This window comes from Vibrio sp. T20 (assembly GCF_007858795.1).
GTDB classification, from domain to species: domain Bacteria; phylum Pseudomonadota; class Gammaproteobacteria; order Enterobacterales; family Vibrionaceae; genus Vibrio; species Vibrio satsumensis.
The window spans coordinates 415,713-434,608 of the sequence record NZ_VFEB01000091.1 but is presented as its reverse complement, the minus strand read 5'-3'; the positions used below and the strand labels follow the sequence as shown (position 1 = coordinate 434,608).

Here is an 18,896-nt window from a genome sequence, read left to right as displayed (position 1 = left end):
GGAGCCGTTTCCCCTAATCAGTCTTTATTGAATCTTGTTGAGGTTAACTGTTTAGCTTAAAGGTACTGACTGCTTGCGTGAGCTTCTCAGACAGTGCAATAAGCTCCGACGCTTTCTCTTGGTTCGATGCAGACAAGCTGTGTGTCTCACGGGCTTTGTCATTGACGTCAACGATACTCTGGTTGATTTCGCCTGCGACAAGGGTTTGCTCTTCCGTCGCAGTGGCTATCTGAGTATTCATATCTTCAATAACGGTGATTGAATTCGATATTTCGTGGAGTGATGCCTGGGCTTTTTTCGCATTTTGCATTGTGAGGTCTGAAGCTTCTCGGTTAGTCAGCATCATTTCCATTGAGTTATTGGCTTCGTGCTGAAGTGAGACGATAACTTCTTGAATCTGGTTGGTACTTTGTTGAGTGCGGTTTGCGAGATTACGAACCTCATCAGCGACAACGGCAAAGCCTCGCCCTTGTTCACCTGCACGTGCAGCTTCAATCGCAGCATTAAGCGCGAGTAGGTTGGTTTGGTCAGCAATATCCTTGATGACATCCAGTACGGTGCCGATACTCGAGGTTTTTTCGCCAACGGTATTAATGACATCTGAGACTTCCTCAATACCGCGTGAAAGGTTCACAATACTGATACTCACAGTATCGAAGGTTTGGTTGCCCGATTGTGCCTCTTGAGCAGCTTGCATCGCAGCTTCTGAAGCTCGGTGAGCGTTCTGTGCAACTTCATCGACGGCGACCGACATTTCATTCATTGCCGTTGAGGTTTGTTCTAATTGCTCCATTTGGGAAGCGGAACTCGAATTCACACTGTCTGCGGCGGTCGTGATACCTTCTGCAAACTTAAACAGGTCGTTTGATGAACTACGAATCATGTCGATCGTGGTGCTCAGCTCATTGACCATATCGTTAACTGCAGCATTAATACCAATCGCTTTCCCTTGTTGCTGGTTAATCGCAGTAAAATCACCTGAAGCTACCTTGGCAACCGTTGCTTCTATCTCGCTTGGCTCTCCCCCTAATGGGCGGTAAACCAATACTTCGACAACGTAGTACACGCAGCCTGCGCAAATAAGCAATAGCGTCAAAGAGGTGATCAGCGTTTCAGTAAGGTTATCTTGTGAGTCTTGATTGACGCTAGACTCTTTGTCCCATGCCCATACACTCCAACCAAGGTCTTTAATGTTAGCGGCTGATGCCAAGAACTCAGTGTTTTGATAAACATATTCAAAGCTTTCTTCACGAGAGGTATCTCGATTTTTGAAAGATGGAATTTCGTTGAAGATGTTTTTGCCTACCACGGATGAGCTTTGTGCAGCCAAGATAAAACCATCTTCACGAGTGACAAAGATCTTGTTGTTCGTGGTGAGGTGTTGTGTGAACTTGCTGAGATCTTCAACCAAGATGTTAAGCGCGACAACACCCACAATTTTGCCTTGTTTGTAGATCGGCATGGCGAGGGACATCACTTGATCACCTGTTGTCGCTAGATAAGGGCGAGTAATGATCTTGTCTTGGCCGCTCATACCTTTCAAAAACCATTCACGTTGTTTGGTTTTGGCATTAAAGTTTTCGATGATGCCATTGGTTTTTGATGAGTAAGAGGTTCCGTCTGCTAATGAAAAGTAGACGTTGATGACATTTGTTGAGTGCATTGCGCTTTGGAGTGTTTTGACTGCACGCAAAGTATCGACTTGACCATCCTCAGTGAACGAAAGTTCATTGCTTACCAAAGTTAGAACATCAAAGTAACGATTGATTTTCTGTCCAATAGTGTCTGCGATAAGTTGAGACTTGTACCCTAACTGTTTTTTGTAACTTATGGTCGATGATGTTTCGAAGTTCTTCCAGCTTAAGAAACTTGTCGCCATGATTAAAATGACAGTCAGCCCCATAATAGAAAGAATGATTTTTAGTTTAGCACTCATAACTAGTTCCAATATAAGCAGTGTTTGATTATTTTTATAATTCAGGGTTATTCCTGAATGTAAATAATATAACACTTATAAAATGCGCATATAACTCTGGATTATTTATAGATAATATACATCTAGTTAATATATGCAATATTTATTAAATGCATTGAGGTCCTATTTATTTGGTGTATGGAGTGCTTATTTTAATTGGACCGGTGTCTCGTAATTGAACTGGTCTTACTTGTTGTTTGTATTGGTTATTTCGTTGTTGTCTTGAGTTCGCTTCTTGGTTTTACCCTTATTTATAATAGGTATATAGCGTTGGCTTACTTTAAATAAATCATTAAATGAAAGTTTGTGTAATTATATTTAAATTATTTAGAGACTTAGGTGGCGGGTATTATGTTCTCGTGGTTAGAGAGTAATAGAATAAGCATTAACTAATTAAGTGAACGCTTTATTATTCGTGTTGGTTATTTATAGAATTGAATATAAGGTGGGTGTATTGTGGTAAGGTGGTCAAATTACTTAATTAAAATATAACTTTTTATTTATATTCTGGGATGCTTAATTAGTTTTTGGTGAAGTAACTATTTTCATCTACATCTATGTTGCCACTGACAAAAAACGCAGCCAGTCAGCTGCGTTATGTTTTTTGCCTAAGTGGTTAGCCAATTGGTTGGCCGAGTAAACCTAGTGATTAGTTACAGCCAATCCGGCACAAAGTTAGCGACGATGGTGACATCGTTAAAGTTACGGTAGCCGCGCACCATGATACTGAATTCACCCGCAGGTTTGTTCAATACACATTGTTCGTTGCTGCTGTTCTGGTATGGGCGGCAATCGTAGCTTGCTTTCGATACGGTACCATTATGTTTCACGTAAAGGTCGGCATCGCCACTACGAGGGCCTGTCATGGTTACGGTTAACTGACCAGAGTACTCTGTTGTTACGGTAAAGAATTGCTCTTCACCGTAACCAGCGGATAGCCCTTCTACAGGGACGTCATATTGAAGCTCTGTTGGCCCTGCAACGGGCGAATCAAGGCTGGTTTCGACAAGGTAAGCAATGGCCAGTTTGGCGAACTTGGTCGCATGTGTCGCGGTTGGATCGGAGTTCTCAAGCGTGTCGTGCTCTGTATGAATACTTGGATTGTAGTCGTTAAACATGCTCTCGAATGGCATGGCAGCTGGGTAGCCAACATTGTGCCAAGAGGCGTGGTCAGAACAGGCATAGCCACAATCATCGAAACCGTAACTGATCTCACTAGCGTAAGTGTCGATCAGCTCGCTCAAGTAGGCGGTTAAGTTACTGTCGGTATAGTCTGTGATGAAGGTGATATCGTGCGCTGAACCGTTGTAGTTGGTCATGTCTAATTGCAGTACTGACACAACGTTAGCTTGCTTATCCCTTAATGCATTGGCGACATCTTGTGAACCGCGCAGCCCCACTTCTTCCGCAGCATAGCCGTAGAATTTGATAGTTTTGTCTGGCTGAATACCGCTGGCGATCATCAGGCGAAGCGACTCTGTTACCGTTGCAATGCCAGACGCATCATCATCGGCTCCCGGTGAGATGGTGCCTTCGCTTGTCCAAGATCCAACGGTCGAATCAAGGTGTCCGCCAACAACGACGATCTCTTCAGGATATTTAGCGCCAAGCAGTGTCACTTCAACGGATTTCTGCGGATATTCGGCATGCGTGATTTGGCGTGCAGACGCATACGGCACATCTTTAATCTCGGTTTCCCAACGCTCTAAAAGCCAATCTGAAGCAGCGACACCAGTAGAAGTAGTATAAAAACGGTTGGTGAAGTTGGTTAGATTCTCAATGGTTGTGACCATGTTGTTCGGTTCGACCTGTGCGAGTAGGTCGTTCACTGTGTCTTGATGGCTGATCACCGGCTTTTCGAAGCTGCTCATTGTCAGTGGCATCGCTGCGGCTTTGAGTGCGCTAGCTTTGTCTTCGTGCACCATGTAGCCACCACAACGGTGAGTCTCTTCGTGCATGTGGCTGGATAGTTTCGCGAGCTCTTCCTGGTTGATTTTCGCGACGATGGAATGCTTGTTTCCCGTCACGCTTGGGTAAACCGTTGCGCCATGCTGAGTCATTATATGCTGTGCGTCAGCATCGGTGGTGATCCAAACCTCTTCGTTCGCTGGTGGTGTGATGCCTAGGGATGCGTAAGCCGAAGTACTGTTGATTAAGGCTAGAGAACCTCCGAGTACAGCCAAAGTTAGCATGCTTTTTTGAATAGCCATTTGTCGTCCTTTTTATGGTGAGTATTGTTATGTTAATGGGTGTGATTTTTGTGTAATGCGTGGATGTTTTTGTGTAGATGTTTCATGCGCTAAACATACAATAGAGAAAAGGGCCCCTTTCGGAGCCCTGAATTTGCTATTGATTACTGTGCTTTAATGAAACGGTAGTGCTTGGTTTCTGAACAGATATCGCTTGAGGTACATACTTGGTACTCCACATCTACTGTGCCGTTGTGACGGAACTTGTCGACGTATGAGTTGAAGTCTGTCGCACCAACATTCTTGCCGTTACGCTTAATCACGAAGTAGTCGTTGGTGTCGTAATCCCACGCCAGCTTAACGCGTGCCTTGCCGTTCGGGTTTTTGTTACCAAACTTCAGTTTTAGTGGGAAGCCTTCCGCTGAATCACCTTCAATCGTGATCGACTTGCTTGTTGATGTCGCAACACCTGCATCGTCAGTCACGGTTAGGGTAACCACGTAGTCGCCAGCTTCAGCATAGGTATAACTAGTCACTTCACCTGTTTGCGTATTGCCATCGCCTAGGTTCCATTGGTAAGAAACGATTTGGCCATCGCTATCCGAACTTGTGCTGCGCAGCTCTACTTCTTTGCCTACAACCGTATGCTCGAAAGAAGAAATTGGCGGTACGTTAGCGTTGCCTGATTCGTACGATGCTTTTAGGTTTGCACCTGCGTAATCTGAGTAGCCTAGAATGTTCACTGTGTAGCGACCTGAGGTTGGGTTCTCAATCACACACACTTCGTCAGTCACGCTTTCACTCTTACAGATGTTGTCTTGAGGGCTTGGTGCGTAATCTAGGCCGACATACATATCTGGGTCACCCGTAGAAACAGCAAGATCAATCGTCAGCTTGTCTTGGCCTTCTGGTACTTCGATATCGAAGTAAGTTTTTGAGCCTGTTTCACCAGCAACTGCAGCTTCAACACCATTTTCAAGACGTTGGTATTCCGGTTCTGGCGGAAGTGGTGGCTCGCCACAAGGTGATACGCCCACTAAGTTGAACGCAGAAACAACGTCATCGGCACTGTAACCAAGGTCGGTTGCTGAGTTCTTCACGCCACAAGCGCCCTGCCAGAAATCACTGTTTTCAGACCAGTAGATTTGGTTGGCTAGCACGAACAGTTCGAACGCTTTCTTGGTGTCCCAACCTTGCGTGGTTGCTAGGTGGTAGAACGCTTTGTTGAATACACCCGAGCTGTAGTGCACGTTCAAGCCATCGTAGTATTCAGATGCGTTGTTGATTGAAGAGCCATCGCGTGATGGATCGTCCATGTAACGTAGAGCGCCTTCGCCTTTGAAGATATTGCGTCCTACCATCCAGTCGTTGGTGCCCTTCATGTAGTATTCAGCCGCTTCACCAGCCATGTCAGAGAAAGCCTCGTTCATGCCGCCCGATTGGTTTGCGTAGATCAAACCTGAGTTTTGCTCTGTGAAACCGTGGCTTACTTCGTGCGCTGATACATCCAGGCTTACAAGTGGGTAGAAGAAGCTTTCACCATCACCAAAGGTCATGGCTCTGCCGTCCCAAAATGCATTCTCGTAGTTGTTACCGTAGTGGACACGCATCATGAGTTTGAAGGAGAGTGGTGCTGTGTCGAACCAATTTTTATACATGTCGAACACGATGTTACCGAAGTAGTGGGCATCGTTGAGTGGTGAGAATGCGCCATTCACGGCTTTGTGTTCGTTGCGAGGACATTCATAGCTGTAAGTGGTGTCGCCGTCTGTTGCACCATTCAGGTCAACCGTGACCACGTTTTCCGATTCCATCACACACTCTGTGCCCACTTCTTGAACATCAAGGTAGTGGTAGTCGGTGCCGTATTCGTACATGCCTGTTTTTTCGTTACCGCCAGGGCCTGTACCGATCTGAGCGTGGGCAATACCTTCCCAGCGGTCGATGACTTCGCCTGTGTGCGCGTCTAGCATGGTGAACGGTCGGGTCGGCTGTTCACTGCCTTCAACGAGATAAGAGATAACGTAGACTAGGCGTGTTTTATCTGCACCTTGTTTGCCAATGCCTTGTTTATCGGCTCCTTGGTTAGAGGTGCCCTGATAAATAAACAGCTCATGTTGTACGTTGTCTAGAGATTTGCTGGTTAAGCCTTGAGTCTTAAGATCTTTACTCGCCAGTTCAATCGCTTGAGCGCTGTTGATGGATGGCTTAACAAAAGAACGCTCAAGGGTTGTTGTTTTGAGGTAACTGCCTTGAACGGATTTAAGTGCGCCACCTTGTACACTTTGAGTGGCGTTTAGGTAATGCCCCCAAACGGGTGTTCCCCAGATGTTCTGCTGGATCTTAACTTTGTAGATACCACGCTTTTTGAGGTTAACTTCCTTCACCATCTTAAAGCTAGAGGCGTTACTGACACCTAACTGAGTGTTCAACCCAGAAAAGCTAGTAAAGTTGATCGGTTGATCGATGTTAACGGATTCACTTGCATGCACTGATAAAGACATAGCACTCGCTATAGCAACGGCAACTAAACGCTTTTTCATTTTCATTGTTATTTTCTCTTTCCATGTAAAATCCATGAAAAAATAACAAAATTATCACAACGAATTTACATCATTCGATCCGATTAATTAGTAGCATGGCAATGATCTCTTTTATTCATGAAACTTATATTTCTCGTATTTACAGATAGTTATCGTTTCTGTTTATTTTTGAACGCACTCATAGGTTTTATTTATAAAATCATGACACTTTTATTAAGTGTTATTTTTTTATGGAAATTAAGATTTTCGAGTAAATTGATCTGTGCCTCAGTTAAGGTGTTCCGAGCTGATAGAAGGATCAACGATTTGAAAGTATCATTTTAACCTGAAGGTTATTAAGCGAATTTAAGGGCAGTTTTGATAAGAGTTTGAAGATTTTTAGGCTTATTTTTCGAATTGTTAGTTACAAGAGTGAAGGGGAATTGGGCACTTCTTTGGCACAGAGCACAAAATCTGCTGGATGAAAAAAGCCAGCGACGGGTCACTGGCTTAGATTAACTTAGTTTGTACAGGCTATTGATAAGGTACGTAACGAAGACACTTAACTATGGTTTGTAACTAAAGCGAATTACTGCTTCTTACCGCCAACTTGAACGTAGTCGATACCGATAATACGGTTGATGATACCCAGAACAGAGCTCGTATCAGAGTTTGTTGAGTGAATAGTCTCAACCGTAGCGCCTTCAGGTACTAATTCCATTGCACGATCTTGTGTGTTACCTGGAACTTGGAAACCGACAATGTTGAAGCTCTCAGCGTGCGCTGTGTAAACTTCATCGTTGTGGCTAATACCTGAACAACCAGCAAGAGAGACAATACCCAAAATAACTAATAACTTTTTCATAAACACACCTTAAGAATGGTTGGAGTTTAGGTTCATAGGGAGACAGCATCTCCCGGCCGATGTTGAACATTATTCCAGAGGTGTTTTGTCGTTACTGTATGGGTTTGTCATCTGAATCATTACATAGCTGAATGGTTATAGTGAATACTGCACCATTTAAGGTTTGGCTTTGACCTACTTCCACGGTAGCGCCGTGTTGAGCGCAGATCTTATCGACGATAGAGAGCCCTAAACCATGGCCGCTCTTAGCTTTATTGCGCGCTTTGTCGCCAACGTAAAAGGGTTCAAATAGGCGCGCTTGATGTTCTTGAGCCACACCATCACCATCATCATGTACTGCAATCTGTAGTTGTTCTTGATGCGCGCTGGCTTCAATCAACACTTGAGAGCGTGCGAATTTCATGGCGTTACGGACGAGGTTATCTAGGGCGCGGTTCAGCAGTATTTCATCCGCAAGAATTTCATAAGGTTGCTCTGGCAGTGATAGGTTTATGTCGAGCTCTGTATCTTTGTTCCAGCGCGCCATAGCGTGGTCGAGAAGGTCTCTTATCTCTAATGGTTGTTGCAAGTTTTCTAGGTCACAGCTGTCAAGTTTGGCGTAATACAATAGCTCATCAACCATCTTTTCCATCTCTTCAGTGTCTTCGACAATACTCTCAATCGTACTTTCTTGCTCTTCGTTTAGCAGGGTGTCTTTCAACATTTCAGCTTGCCACTGAATACGAAATATTGGCGTGCGCAGTTCATGAGCGACAGCATTAGTGAGTGAGCGATTGCTTTCAATTAAGCGATGAATTCGGTCGGCCATTAGGTTGAAGGATTTGTTCAGTGAACCGATCGCAATGCCACTTGAAGTCTCAGCTCGCGAGGAGAGATCCCCTTCTGCAAAACTCAGAGTGGCTGATTCCAGTTTTTTTACTCGGCGGAAGATGATCAGTACATGGCATAAACCATATAAGATAAAGCTCGCTAAAAAGAACAACCAAATGAGGTCATCTTCTAACTCGATTTTTTGCCTAACGAATGCTTCACTGTTGGGCAGGTAGTGATAGGTGTTATCACTGTTTGCTAAGCGAAACCAAAGATCTCGCTCTTCATCATGAAAGATAAAGGTACTTGGGTTGGTACTGAAAAACTTAGAAACGGGGCCTGGAATTTCATCTTCAGGGCTGAACGTAACCAGTTTATTTCGTGTGGTCTCTACAAACTGGTTTATCGCTTGATGAGCCGCTTCAAGGCCTTGATTCTTGGCGATGTTTTCTATCAGTTGTTGGTGGGCTGTTGCTTCATAATCTTGCAGTACATATTCGTAGTCGGTATTGAGTTGATAAACACAAATTTCGTAGGCGACAATACCGCTAATAAAACAAATCAATAGCCCTAGTAGGGACTCCAAATAGATACGTCGCATAATCACTCTCTTTCATTACGCTCGTATTGAGCGAGGTTTAATGCCAGGCGGTGGAAACAAATAAGTAGCCTTTTCCGCGAATCGTCTGAATTTTCTCTGCTGGCGCATGGTCGTCGCCCAATATTTTTCTTAGACGTACCACCTTGTTATCAATTGTTCGGTCGATTCCGTCGTACTCAATACCACGCAGCGTTTTCGTCAAGTAGTCACGTGATAGTGGAGTATCGGGGTTGCTTGCCAATAACCAAAGTAGGTCAAACTCACTGTCTGTGAGTGACAAAACCTCACCCGAAAGTTCGCATTTCTTATAGGTGTTTTTCAGGACCAGTTTATCAAACTGTAGGTTGTCTGAACCGTCGGCTGAAGCAGTATTGGTATCTTGGCGACGTAATAGTGAACGAACTCTTGCCAGCAGAACTCTTGGTTTGATTGGCTTGGTGACATAGTCATCAGCCCCTGTCTCTAGACCAGCGACATGATCGAAGTCGTCATCACTAGCGGTGAGCATCAGGATTTTACCTTTGTAGTGTGTACGCGTCTGTCGGCAGATTGTAAGTCCGTCACTTACAGGAAGCATTAGATCTAAGAGTACGATATCAGGTTGCTCAGATAGGATAGTATGTGCGGCATCACCGCCATCATCTAACGTGGAGACATCAAAATCTTGCGTGACAAAGTAATCCTGCAACATTTTCTGAAGTTTTAAATCGTCTTCCACGATGATCATTTTAGGTTTTGTCATTCCACTCCCAGCCTTATCATGCATTTCACTTATCGAGATGACGTGAGCGATTCTCATCTTATGCAAGTCGATATCGCATATTAAATTTAAACGCTTCACGAAAAATACCTAACGTGAATGATTAAACACTTTCTACGTCAGTTCAATGATGATTTTGACTTTTAGGGAAAATAAAAAACAACGTTCAAAAAGAATTACACTCTCATACATTCACAGGACAGATGCTTGCGGGTTTAAATAATAGAATCACTTCCATCAAAACATTATGGGAATGATTTTATGAACGACTATCGAAAGGCATTACTGGCGTTACCTTTGATTTTTTTAGCTGGCTGTAATTCAAGCTCAAGCAAGGCTGACACCAAGGCGCAAACGAAGCCTAAAGCTGATTACGTATTTTCATCGGCTAAGCTTGGTGAGTTGTATCAAGAGCGACAAGAGCTCCAAGAAGCAATGAAGCTTACTTATGATGGTGTTCAGTATGAAAAAATTCAGTTTGCTGAAGATATTAGTGATAAGCAAAAAGTAGTTAGGCTTGTAGATCGCTTAGGCCAAAGCGTTGACCTGTACTTTCCAGATGCAGGAGTCGATGACTGTGCAATTTACAGCGAGGGTAATTATTTTGATTCATTTGATTGTGGTACGGCTCTACGTTCAATTAGTAATGATACAACGTTAATCCAAACGACAACGGGCAATAGAAAGCTTGCAGTTGAGCTTGAATACCAAAACGAGCTGTCGCAATACGTGACTAGTCTCGGGTCTACGGTTTTGAGTAACACCAAAACTGGCAACAAGGTAACCATTACCACATCGTTTGCTTTCAACGCTTTTTACCGCGATGTGCTGAACGAGACAGGTGCTGTTGATCGAATTCGGTCTACTCTGGGGGCATCAACCTATTCTCAGCTTTTTGATATCGTGAAATTGTATCAAGGCAGTGAGATGACATTGAAGTTCACTAACCATATCGGTGGCAGCGCTGACGACGATATCAATATGTACACCGGGCGGGTGATCAACAACAACCATATGACGACGGTGGTTACCCCAACAGGCTCGGTGTTCTCTGGCGGCACGGATCTGTTCGCAGCGGGTAATCCACGAGTTTTGCAACGCGCTGATACCACCAAAGCTATTGAGCTTAATAAGCAGGTTGGTGTGCACAGTTGGGCTGAGGGTGATAAAAAAGCCAAAGAATTCCCATACACCAATGAAAGCCATCGTAAGCAAGCGACCTACTTTAAAAAGGTGATGGGAGACAAAGGAATCGATTTTTATATCTTCACTTTAGATTCAGCTCCTGCCTCTGGTGAACACTGGGTGACTAAGGCCGATTCAGATAGATACGGTTTCATCACTCGTATTGAGTAGCTTTGACTCGCATTAAAAATTAGGTGTGTATGTTGAAAGGTTGGTTGTGCTTTGTCATCACCAGCCTTTTTTGTTTTGGAATTGAAGGCGGTACCGCTTGTAATGCTCATGAATTCAACGTGAGATCATGAATGTGAGTAAAAACCGCATTTATTCGCTAAGTAACAACTAATTTCTGCAGATTTGGTTTTTAGAAAGCACAATCACAGCACTTTGATGCCGATAAACTTTAATATCCGCAAGCCTTACAAGCCGAAGACGATTATGCTTGGTGATGTAAGGAGCAATGTGAATGACTAATAAGGACGATCATTTATGCAGTTACTGGCAGGCACTCTGACACACTATGCTAACCCTCAAGCACACCCTGAATTGGAGTACTCAAGTGAGCAACTTGATATTCTGAGTGTTGCGAGTTCTGAGCAGGCAATTAAGGATATTTCACAATGGCCGGGTTATTCCGTCACTCCCTTGCATGAATTGAATCGTATTTCTGCTGAGATCGGCGTAAACAAGTTTTGGTATAAAGATGAATCGCAGCGTTTTGGCCTAAAGAGTTTTAAAGCACTGGGCGGCGCGTATGCTGTTGCCCGTCAGCTTCAGATTGAGATCGCCAATCGCTATGGGAAGACCCCGGCCATCAGTGAGCTGCTCAACGGGGAGTGGAAATCAGAAGTGGCTGAAATCGTTGTCAGCTGTGCAACAGACGGAAACCATGGTCGCTCCGTCGCATGGGGCGCACAAATGTTTGGTTGTGGTTGTGTTATCTACATTCACCGTGACGTATCGGAAGGCCGCAAGCAAGCCATGGAAGCGTTCGGTGCAGAAGTGGTACGCATTACCGGTAACTACGATGAATCTGTTCGTTTGGCCGACTCAGAAGCTAAAGCGCAAAATCGCGTGATCGTTTCGGACACCTCTTACGAAGGCTACATGGAAATCCCTAAAGACGTTGCTTTGGGCTACACCGTGATGTTGGCTGAAATTGTCGAGCAACTCGATGGTGAAATCCCAACCCATGTCTTTGTACAAGGGGGAGTGGGTGGTCTAGCTTCAGCAGTTTGCGGCTACTTCTGGGATCTGTGGGGCGTTGATCGTCCACGCTTTGTAATTGTAGAACCAGAACAAGCCAACTGCTTACAGAAGAGTGCTCAAGCTGGAAAACCGATTGTGGTTACGGGCGACCTAGAGACGCTGATGGCAGGACTCGCATGTGGTGAGGTTTCAAGCTTGGCGTGGACGATTCTACAAAACGGCGCTGATGATTTCATGACGTTGAGCGAAGAAGCTATTCCGCAAGCGATGCGCATGTTGGCAAGTGGCGAACAAACGGAAGTGGCAATAGAAGGGGGGGAATCTGCAGTCCCAGGTTTTGCTGCAGCGATCATCGCTAAGCAAGCCCCGAACTTCGCTGAAAAATTGAATTTAACGGAAGACAGTCGAGTGCTAGTGATTGGTACTGAAGGGGCAACCGACCCGGATCTCTACCAACAGATCATCGACAATAAAATCTAATATCGAAAAGTACATAGTTAGCAGTTAATAGTTAATAGCTAATCGAGAACCACAAATAATAAAGTAAGCCCCAAGGTTGGCGGTATGTAAGGTTTCTTCATACCGTCTTTTTTTACTCTCTTTTTGACTTCCTTTTACGACACGCCTTGTTTGCTAATCGATCCGGTCATCAATTGGAATTGTCAGCCCTACCTTAACGTTATCCATCACCACATTGGTTTGAAAGCTCTTGATATTGGCATTATCGAAGAAGGCTTCACGAGTAAAGTTGTCGTACCCCTCCATATCTGCCGCAGTGACGATCAAGATAAAGTCAGAACTGCCCGTCACGTAATAGCACTGCTGTACAGATCGATTGGCACTCATCTCTTTTTTGAAGTTATGCATCAAATCAACGCGTTCACGCTCCAAGGTCACTTGGACGATAAAAGTCATTCCGTGACCCACCGCTTTTGGATTGATGACCGAGACATCCGCTTGAATGACTCCTTGAGTTCGCATGCGTTTTAAACGCCGTTGAACGGCCGCGGGAGAGAGACCTACTTTTTCTGCGATGTTGTCCGAAGTTGCTCGATTTGAGTCTTGTACGATGTTGAGGATCTTTCTGTCAAAACTGTCGACCGTCATTTCCGGTTGCTGTGCCATACCAACGCTTCCCAATATTTGCTTGTAAGTGAATTGTTACTTTTAGGTCATTGTGTGATCAAGATTAAGGTATTTTTCCTTAGCAATGCGTGAGCTACCAGGGAGAACAAAAAATCACTATAACGTAATAAAAATGCGGAATTTCTGCACAATAAAGACGTTATTTGATGATAATCCTTAAACTTATCGGGGCATTATTAACCTTGTAAACAAAATGTAAAGAGTCAATTGGCAAAGATGTTAGTTGTGAGTGCACATTTTATTAACACTTAATGAGTTCAAGGAATCGGTAAGTATGAGATCTGGAATCGCTACTTTACAGTCTGAATTAGAAGCATTAGCACCAGCAGGACGCGTCGGTGTGATCGCGTTAGCAACCGACTTTAATATTGAGCGAGATCTCGCCCAACTGTACCCAAGTGATGTGCAATCTTTTACTAGCCGTGTTCGAAATTACAATCCTTTGACCATAGATAATTTACGTAGAATGGAGCCGGGAATTGCCGATTGTGCCGATACTATCTTACCGGGCACAGAGTTGGATGTTGTGATTTATGCATGTACCTCTGGCACGGTGGCGATCGGAAGTGAGCGAATTACCCAGCTCATTCATCAGTCTCGCCCAAACGCTGCGGTAACGAATCCTGTGACCGCTGCCTTAGCGGCTTTCGACAGCTTTAAAGCTAAGCGCATCTCGGTATTAACGCCTTATACCGAAGCTGTGAATCAAGACGTGGCCGCATTTTTTGAGTCGCAAGGCATTGAGGTGTTGAGCATTGCTGGCTTCGGCTTTGAAGATGACACCGCGATGACGTTCATTTCACCACAGGACATTAAACAAGCCGCGATTGAAGTCTGTGATCCGAATGCCGATTTACTGTTTATCTCTTGTACTGCATTACGTGCTGCATCAGTCATCGAATCCATTGAAGCGGAATTAGATAAACCTGTTGTGAGCAGCAATCAGGTGCTGGCTTGGCACTCACTTCAGTTGATGAACTACCCCATACCCATTAAAGGCTTTGGTGCACTACTAGAGCACCATCTTAAGCCATCCTCAGATAATTGCCGAAGGTCGCAGTCGTTGTAACGACCTTTGATTAAGGCTGCTCGCTTCACGTTTACATTCAGCAGCCAAGCTAACTCTACATTTCACGTTAATACAAAGAATTACACTTTGGGATCACTACTATGTCGTCTACTTTCTTGATAAAACCAGACCAACTGTCTTCGCAGCTTATTCAAAGCATGACGGGATGGCGTCAACACTTACACCGCTTTCCTGAGTGCGGCTTTGACGTAAACCTGACCTCCGATTTTATCGCCGACAAGTTACACAGTTTTGGTATCGAAGTGGTGCGCAATATTGGCAAAACGGGATTGGTAGGGATACTTCGTTCAGGATCAAGTGAAGCGAGTATTGGCCTAAGAGCTGATATGGATGCTCTGCATATTCATGAACAAAACAGCTTCGCACATTGCTCACAACACGATGGAAAGATGCACGCTTGTGGCCACGATGGACACTCTGCAATGCTGCTTGGCGCAGCAAGTTATTTAGCCGAAAACCTATTGGCAGGGAACCCAACCTTCGATGGCACGGTGTATTTCATTTTTCAACCCGATGAAGAGCATGGCTGTGGCGCGCAAGCGATGATTGATGATGGCTTGTTTGAGCGATTCTCGATTGATGAAGTGTATGGCGTGCATAACTTTCCCGGTTTAGCGGAAGGTGAATTGATGGTTCGTCCTGGATCATTAATGGCCAGTGAGAGCAGCTTTGAGATCACGATCAACGGTGTGGGTGGGCATGCCGCTCTGCCGCATCAAGGGGTCGATCCTCTAGTCGTTGGCTCGCAAGTAATCCTTGGCCTGCAAACCATCGTCTCTCGCAATCTTAGTGCGATCCACGATACGGCTGTAGTCTCTGCGACCGAGTTTATTACAGACGGCACGGTTAACGTCATCCCGACTCAAGTGATTATTAAGGGAGATTGCCGTTGTTTTACTGAATCTTCTCTCGACCGAATCAAGCAAAGTATGGAGCGAATCGTGGCGGGCATTTGTCAGGCTGCAGGTGCGACCTACGAATTTGAGTTTATTAATACCTTCTACCCAACCATCAACAGTGAGCTACAAACCCAATATTCGGTTGCCGCCGCGCAGAAGGTGCTTGGTGTCGAGAACGTTAATGACACCTGCGATCCACTGACAATTTCGGAAGATTTCTCAAGCATGTTGCGCGTTAAGCCGGGCTGCTATGTGCTGCTGGGTAATGGCACGGAATCGGTCGGTGGCTGCGCATTGCATAACCCAAAATACGACTTTAACGACGGCATCTTAAAGCTCGGTGCGAGCTACTGGATTCAGTTGGTGAACGACCGTTTAGCAAGATCAATTTAGAAACGGCTCAATGATAAGTAACAAGTAGAGAAAAAGATTCAGCAGTGACGCATTTGGCACTGCAAGATGGCCGACTTTAAACGGAGTTTATTGTCGATACAGCCAATACTGAAGCGCGTGAATTGACCAAAGTCATCAGCGTGAAATTAGGATAATAAAAGGAAAGACAGGATGAAACGATTAGGCGTAGCACTGCTAAGTTTGAGCATGGTTTTTGGCGTTCATGCCGAAACATGGAAGTTTGCTTCAGAAGAGGACAAAACAGACGTTCAAGACATCTATGCGCAAAAATTTGCGGAAGTGATTAAGAAGGAATCTGATGGCGACATCCGTGTTCGAATCTATTACTACGGACAATTGGGTACAGAGAACGACATCGTAGAACTGGCTGCTAAAGGCACCATTCAATTTGTGTCTGTAGGCGCGGGTCACTTAGGGTCTTATGTTCCTGAGGTACAAGCGGTGAGCTTACCGTATGTTCTGGGTACTAACGAAGCGATCACGCATAAGGTCTTAACGGAAAGCCCAACCATCTACAACAAGCTGGCACCCAAGTTTGAGAGCGTAAACCTAAAGCTGTTGTCGATGATGTCGGAAGGCGAAATGGTGTGGGGTGGTAACAAACCTATCCGTACACCTGAGGACTTTGCTAACCAGAAAATCCGTACTTTCACTTCAACCATTCCTGTTGAAACCTACAAAGCGTTTGGTGCAACACCTACTCCTCTTTCTTGGGGTGAAGTGTACGGTTCACTGCAACTTAAGACTATCGATAGCATGGTTAACCCTATCTACTTCATCTACAACGCGAAGTGGCATGAAGTTCAAGACTACTTGATGTTCCCAGGTCAGCAACCTTATGTGAGCACCGTTTCAACCAACAGCAAATGGTACAACGGTTTGTCAGAGGAGAAGCAAGCGATGGTCGACAAAGCGATCAAAGCCGCAGACCAAGCTGCTTATGACTACCAGATTCGCATCAACAAAGAGAACATGGACAAGATCCTGAAAGAGCGTCCAAACATGCAAGTGATTGTGTTGACGGATGAAGAGCGTGAGCGTTTTAAAACACTCAGCCAAAAACTGCACACCACCTACTATGACGTAGTGGCAAATGCCTACCCAGCAGGTCAGCAGAGTGAAGCTCGTGAGGGTGCGAAAAACATTCTCGAAGAAATCCTAGGTGAAGTGAAGGCTGCTTCAGCAACGCAATAAAAAGCGTTAGTAAGGATGAATGCTATCCACTGTTCATTGGCGGCGGGTAGCTTATCCCCACCTTCTCCAAATTGTGGCAATGGACTCGTGTCACTGAACGAAGTATGGAGCACTGCCTGCTATGAAAGAACTGCTACATAAAATAAGTGTCGCGACAGAAAAGCTTGAGCGCTTTCTGATCATGACCGCTATTCTCGCGATGATGATCAACTCTACTGCCAATGCGATTGGTCGTTACGCCTTCAATAAAAGCCTATTTTTCTCAGAAGAGCTCAATCAGTTTTTGATTGTCTCTGTCACCTTTATTGGCTTCGCTTACGCGGTGCGCCAAGGTCGAAATATTCGTATGACCGCAGTCTACGATTCACTGAGCACGAAAGCTCAAAAAGTTCTCACAACCATCATTGCGCTACTTACCGCCATGTTGATGTTTTATCTCACTTACCATGCGTTCTTCTATGTCAAAGAGCTCAAAGACATCAATCGGTTAAGTCCAGCCTTACAGTTCCCTGTGTATTGGGTATACGCGATCATTCCAATTGGTTTTTTCATTGCCGGATTGCAATACAGCATGAGTTTCTTGATGAACTTACTGCACAAAGAGATCTACGTGTCATTTGACGTGATTGAAAATAGAAACACAAAAGTAGGTGAGTTCGAATGAGCGATGTTGCACAGTTTTTCTCGGACATTATTGCGGGCGAATTAGATATTTATGTCATCACATTTACTCTTGTTTCTGTGATGGTGATTTTGCTGTTTTTGAGCTTCCCGATGATTGTACCGTTAGCGGTTGGGGCCTTAATTGGCTTGATTCATTTCTCTCAGGTTGAGCCGGGAGTACTGATTCAGCAGATGGTCACGGGCATTTCGCCGAACGCATTGATTGCGGTACCCATGTTTATCTTGGCAGCCGATATCATGACGCGTGGACACACGGCCTATAACTTACTTGGTTTAATCCAAGCGTTTGTCGGGCATCTGCGTGGTGGGTTACCGATTACGACGTGTATCAGCTGTACTTTATTTGGTTCTGTTTCCGGTTCGACCCAAGCGACCGTGGTGTCGGTTGGCCAGATCATGCGTCCGAAGTTGCTGCAAGCAGGCTACAAAGACAGCTTTGTGATGGCGCTGATCATCAATGCCAGTGATATCGCGTTTCTTATCCCACCGAGTATCGGTTTGATTCTTTACGGAACCTTAGCCAACGCCAGTGTAGGGGAGTTGTTTATTGCTGGTATTGGCCCAGGTTTAGTACTCGCGAGCCTGTTCTCTTTGTACAGCTATGCCTACAGCGTGAAACACAGCGACACCATCACTTTGGTTGAAAAAGCCAACACAGCAGAACGTATTGAAGCGATCAAGAAAGCGATTCTTCCTCTTGGTTTCCCTGCTTTGATCATCGGTGGTATTTATTCTGGCGTAGTCACACCTACCGAAGCAGCCTCATTTGCCGTGTTGTATGCAATCATCGTTGAGTGCATTTTTTATCGCAAACTTGGCGTAAAAGACATCTGTGATGCAGCGTTAAATACCGGCTTGATTACGGCGGTTGTGTTTGTGCTGGTGGGTGTCGGTCAGGCGTTTTCTTGGTACATCTCGTTTGAGCAAATCCCTCAAGAGTTGTTAGCTCCTCTCAATCTAGAAGACGCTTCGCCTGAATTCATACTGTTTGTTATCGCACTGACTTTCTTTGTCGGTTGTATGTTCGTGGATTCATTGGTGGTTCTTCTTATCTTGACGCCGATTTTCATGCCGATTGTTGATGCAGCGGGCATCGACCCAATCTTGGTCGGCGTGATGGTGACGCTACAAATGGCGATTGGGTCGGCCACGCCTCCATTCGGTTGTGACATCTTCACCGCGATTGCGATTTTCGAACGTCCTTATATGGAAGTTATCCGCGGAACACTGCCGTTTTTCCTCATCTTGATATTGATGTCTGCTTTGCTGATTTTCTTCCCAAGTATCGCTCTGTTACCAAGAGATGTTTTATTCAATTAATTCGCCGAGTTACCCTAATTCAATCAAGGATCGAGA

14 protein-coding genes are annotated in these 18,896 nt (G+C 44.9%); 7 read left to right on the top strand and 7 right to left on the bottom strand.

Going from position 1 to position 18,896, the window contains the following annotated elements:
* Positions 1-43: 43 nt before the first annotated feature.
* The 6 genes from FTW16_RS11480 to FTW16_RS11455 form a co-directional block, all read right to left on the bottom strand.
* Positions 44-1,936: a methyl-accepting chemotaxis protein gene (locus tag FTW16_RS11480; protein WP_146491161.1), complete on the bottom strand. Its 1,893-nt coding sequence runs from the start codon at positions 1,934-1,936 to the stop codon at positions 44-46.
* Positions 1,937-2,628: 692 nt separating this feature from the next.
* A complete protein-coding gene (locus FTW16_RS11475; RefSeq protein WP_146491160.1) occupies positions 2,629-4,185 on the bottom strand; it encodes a M28 family metallopeptidase in 1,557 nt (518 codons plus the stop codon).
* 143 nt (positions 4,186-4,328) lie between these two features.
* The gene (locus FTW16_RS11470; protein ID WP_146491159.1) at positions 4,329-6,713 is read right to left on the bottom strand and encodes a M4 family metallopeptidase; all 2,385 of its coding nucleotides are present in this window, start codon (positions 6,711-6,713) and stop codon (positions 4,329-4,331) included.
* Between the two features lie 562 nt (positions 6,714-7,275).
* Positions 7,276-7,551, bottom strand: coding sequence for a hypothetical protein (locus tag FTW16_RS11465; RefSeq protein WP_146491158.1), 276 nt, complete (start codon positions 7,549-7,551; stop codon positions 7,276-7,278).
* A gap of 91 nt (positions 7,552-7,642) precedes the next feature.
* Positions 7,643-8,962, bottom strand: a complete 1,320-nt coding sequence (locus FTW16_RS11460) for a sensor histidine kinase (RefSeq protein WP_146491157.1) — start codon at positions 8,960-8,962, stop codon at positions 7,643-7,645.
* Between the two features lie 37 nt (positions 8,963-8,999).
* Entirely contained in the window at positions 9,000-9,704 is a 705-nt protein-coding gene (locus FTW16_RS11455; RefSeq protein WP_146491156.1) for a response regulator, read from the bottom strand.
* A 279-nt stretch (positions 9,705-9,983) separates the two neighbouring features.
* Between FTW16_RS11455 and FTW16_RS11450 the strand changes: the two genes are divergently transcribed.
* Together FTW16_RS11450 and FTW16_RS11445 are read left to right on the top strand one after the other, a co-directional pair.
* Complete coding sequence (locus FTW16_RS11450) at positions 9,984-11,078, top strand: alpha/beta hydrolase (RefSeq protein ID WP_146491155.1); 1,095 nt, start codon at positions 9,984-9,986, stop codon at positions 11,076-11,078.
* Between the two features lie 315 nt (positions 11,079-11,393).
* Complete coding sequence (locus FTW16_RS11445; RefSeq protein ID WP_146491154.1) at positions 11,394-12,593, top strand: diaminopropionate ammonia-lyase; 1,200 nt, start codon at positions 11,394-11,396, stop codon at positions 12,591-12,593.
* Positions 12,594-12,746: 153 nt separating this feature from the next.
* Here the strand turns inward: FTW16_RS11445 and FTW16_RS11440 are convergent, their stop codons facing one another.
* Positions 12,747-13,238 carry an Lrp/AsnC family transcriptional regulator gene (locus tag FTW16_RS11440; RefSeq protein ID WP_146491153.1) on the bottom strand — a complete coding sequence of 164 codons (492 nt, stop codon included), beginning with the start codon at positions 13,236-13,238 and terminating at the stop codon, positions 12,747-12,749.
* A 295-nt stretch (positions 13,239-13,533) separates the two neighbouring features.
* On the opposite strand from FTW16_RS11440, the gene FTW16_RS11435 reads away from it, so the two are divergent.
* The 5 genes from FTW16_RS11435 to FTW16_RS11415 all read left to right on the top strand — a co-directional run bounded on the left by FTW16_RS11435 (position 13,534) and on the right by FTW16_RS11415 (position 18,860).
* Complete coding sequence (locus tag FTW16_RS11435) at positions 13,534-14,328, top strand: Asp/Glu racemase (RefSeq protein WP_146491152.1); 795 nt, start codon at positions 13,534-13,536, stop codon at positions 14,326-14,328.
* 101 nt (positions 14,329-14,429) lie between these two features.
* On the top strand, positions 14,430-15,641 hold the full coding sequence (locus FTW16_RS11430) for a M20 aminoacylase family protein (protein WP_146491151.1): 1,212 nt from the start codon (positions 14,430-14,432) through the stop codon (positions 15,639-15,641).
* Between the two features lie 171 nt (positions 15,642-15,812).
* On the top strand, positions 15,813-16,856 hold the full coding sequence (gene dctP / locus FTW16_RS11425) for a TRAP transporter substrate-binding protein DctP (protein WP_146491150.1): 1,044 nt from the start codon (positions 15,813-15,815) through the stop codon (positions 16,854-16,856).
* A gap of 121 nt (positions 16,857-16,977) precedes the next feature.
* A complete protein-coding gene (locus FTW16_RS11420) occupies positions 16,978-17,520 on the top strand; it encodes a TRAP transporter small permease (protein WP_017111213.1) in 543 nt (180 codons plus the stop codon).
* The gene (locus FTW16_RS11415; RefSeq protein WP_146491149.1) at positions 17,517-18,860 is read left to right on the top strand and encodes a TRAP transporter large permease; all 1,344 of its coding nucleotides are present in this window, start codon (positions 17,517-17,519) and stop codon (positions 18,858-18,860) included. The genes FTW16_RS11420 and FTW16_RS11415 overlap by 4 nt, the downstream gene beginning before the upstream one ends.
* The last annotated feature ends 36 nt before the right edge of the window (positions 18,861-18,896 follow it).

Coding starts and splice junctions, on each gene's coding strand:
- FTW16_RS11480 (WP_146491161.1), bottom strand. CDS start 1,936: ATGAGTGCTAAACTAAAAATCATTCTTTCTATTATGGGGCTGACTGTC.
- FTW16_RS11475 (WP_146491160.1), bottom strand. CDS start 4,185: ATGGCTATTCAAAAAAGCATGCTAACTTTGGCTGTACTCGGAGGTTCT.
- FTW16_RS11470 (WP_146491159.1), bottom strand. CDS start 6,713: ATGAAAATGAAAAAGCGTTTAGTTGCCGTTGCTATAGCGAGTGCTATG.
- FTW16_RS11465 (WP_146491158.1), bottom strand. CDS start 7,551: ATGAAAAAGTTATTAGTTATTTTGGGTATTGTCTCTCTTGCTGGTTGT.
- FTW16_RS11460 (WP_146491157.1), bottom strand. CDS start 8,962: ATGCGACGTATCTATTTGGAGTCCCTACTAGGGCTATTGATTTGTTTT.
- FTW16_RS11455 (WP_146491156.1), bottom strand. CDS start 9,704: ATGACAAAACCTAAAATGATCATCGTGGAAGACGATTTAAAACTTCAG.
- FTW16_RS11450 (WP_146491155.1), top strand. CDS start 9,984: ATGAACGACTATCGAAAGGCATTACTGGCGTTACCTTTGATTTTTTTA.
- FTW16_RS11445 (WP_146491154.1), top strand. CDS start 11,394: ATGCAGTTACTGGCAGGCACTCTGACACACTATGCTAACCCTCAAGCA.
- FTW16_RS11440 (WP_146491153.1), bottom strand. CDS start 13,238: ATGGCACAGCAACCGGAAATGACGGTCGACAGTTTTGACAGAAAGATC.
- FTW16_RS11435 (WP_146491152.1), top strand. CDS start 13,534: ATGAGATCTGGAATCGCTACTTTACAGTCTGAATTAGAAGCATTAGCA.
- FTW16_RS11430 (WP_146491151.1), top strand. CDS start 14,430: ATGTCGTCTACTTTCTTGATAAAACCAGACCAACTGTCTTCGCAGCTT.
- dctP (WP_146491150.1), top strand. CDS start 15,813: ATGAAACGATTAGGCGTAGCACTGCTAAGTTTGAGCATGGTTTTTGGC.
- FTW16_RS11420 (WP_017111213.1), top strand. CDS start 16,978: ATGAAAGAACTGCTACATAAAATAAGTGTCGCGACAGAAAAGCTTGAG.
- FTW16_RS11415 (WP_146491149.1), top strand. CDS start 17,517: ATGAGCGATGTTGCACAGTTTTTCTCGGACATTATTGCGGGCGAATTA.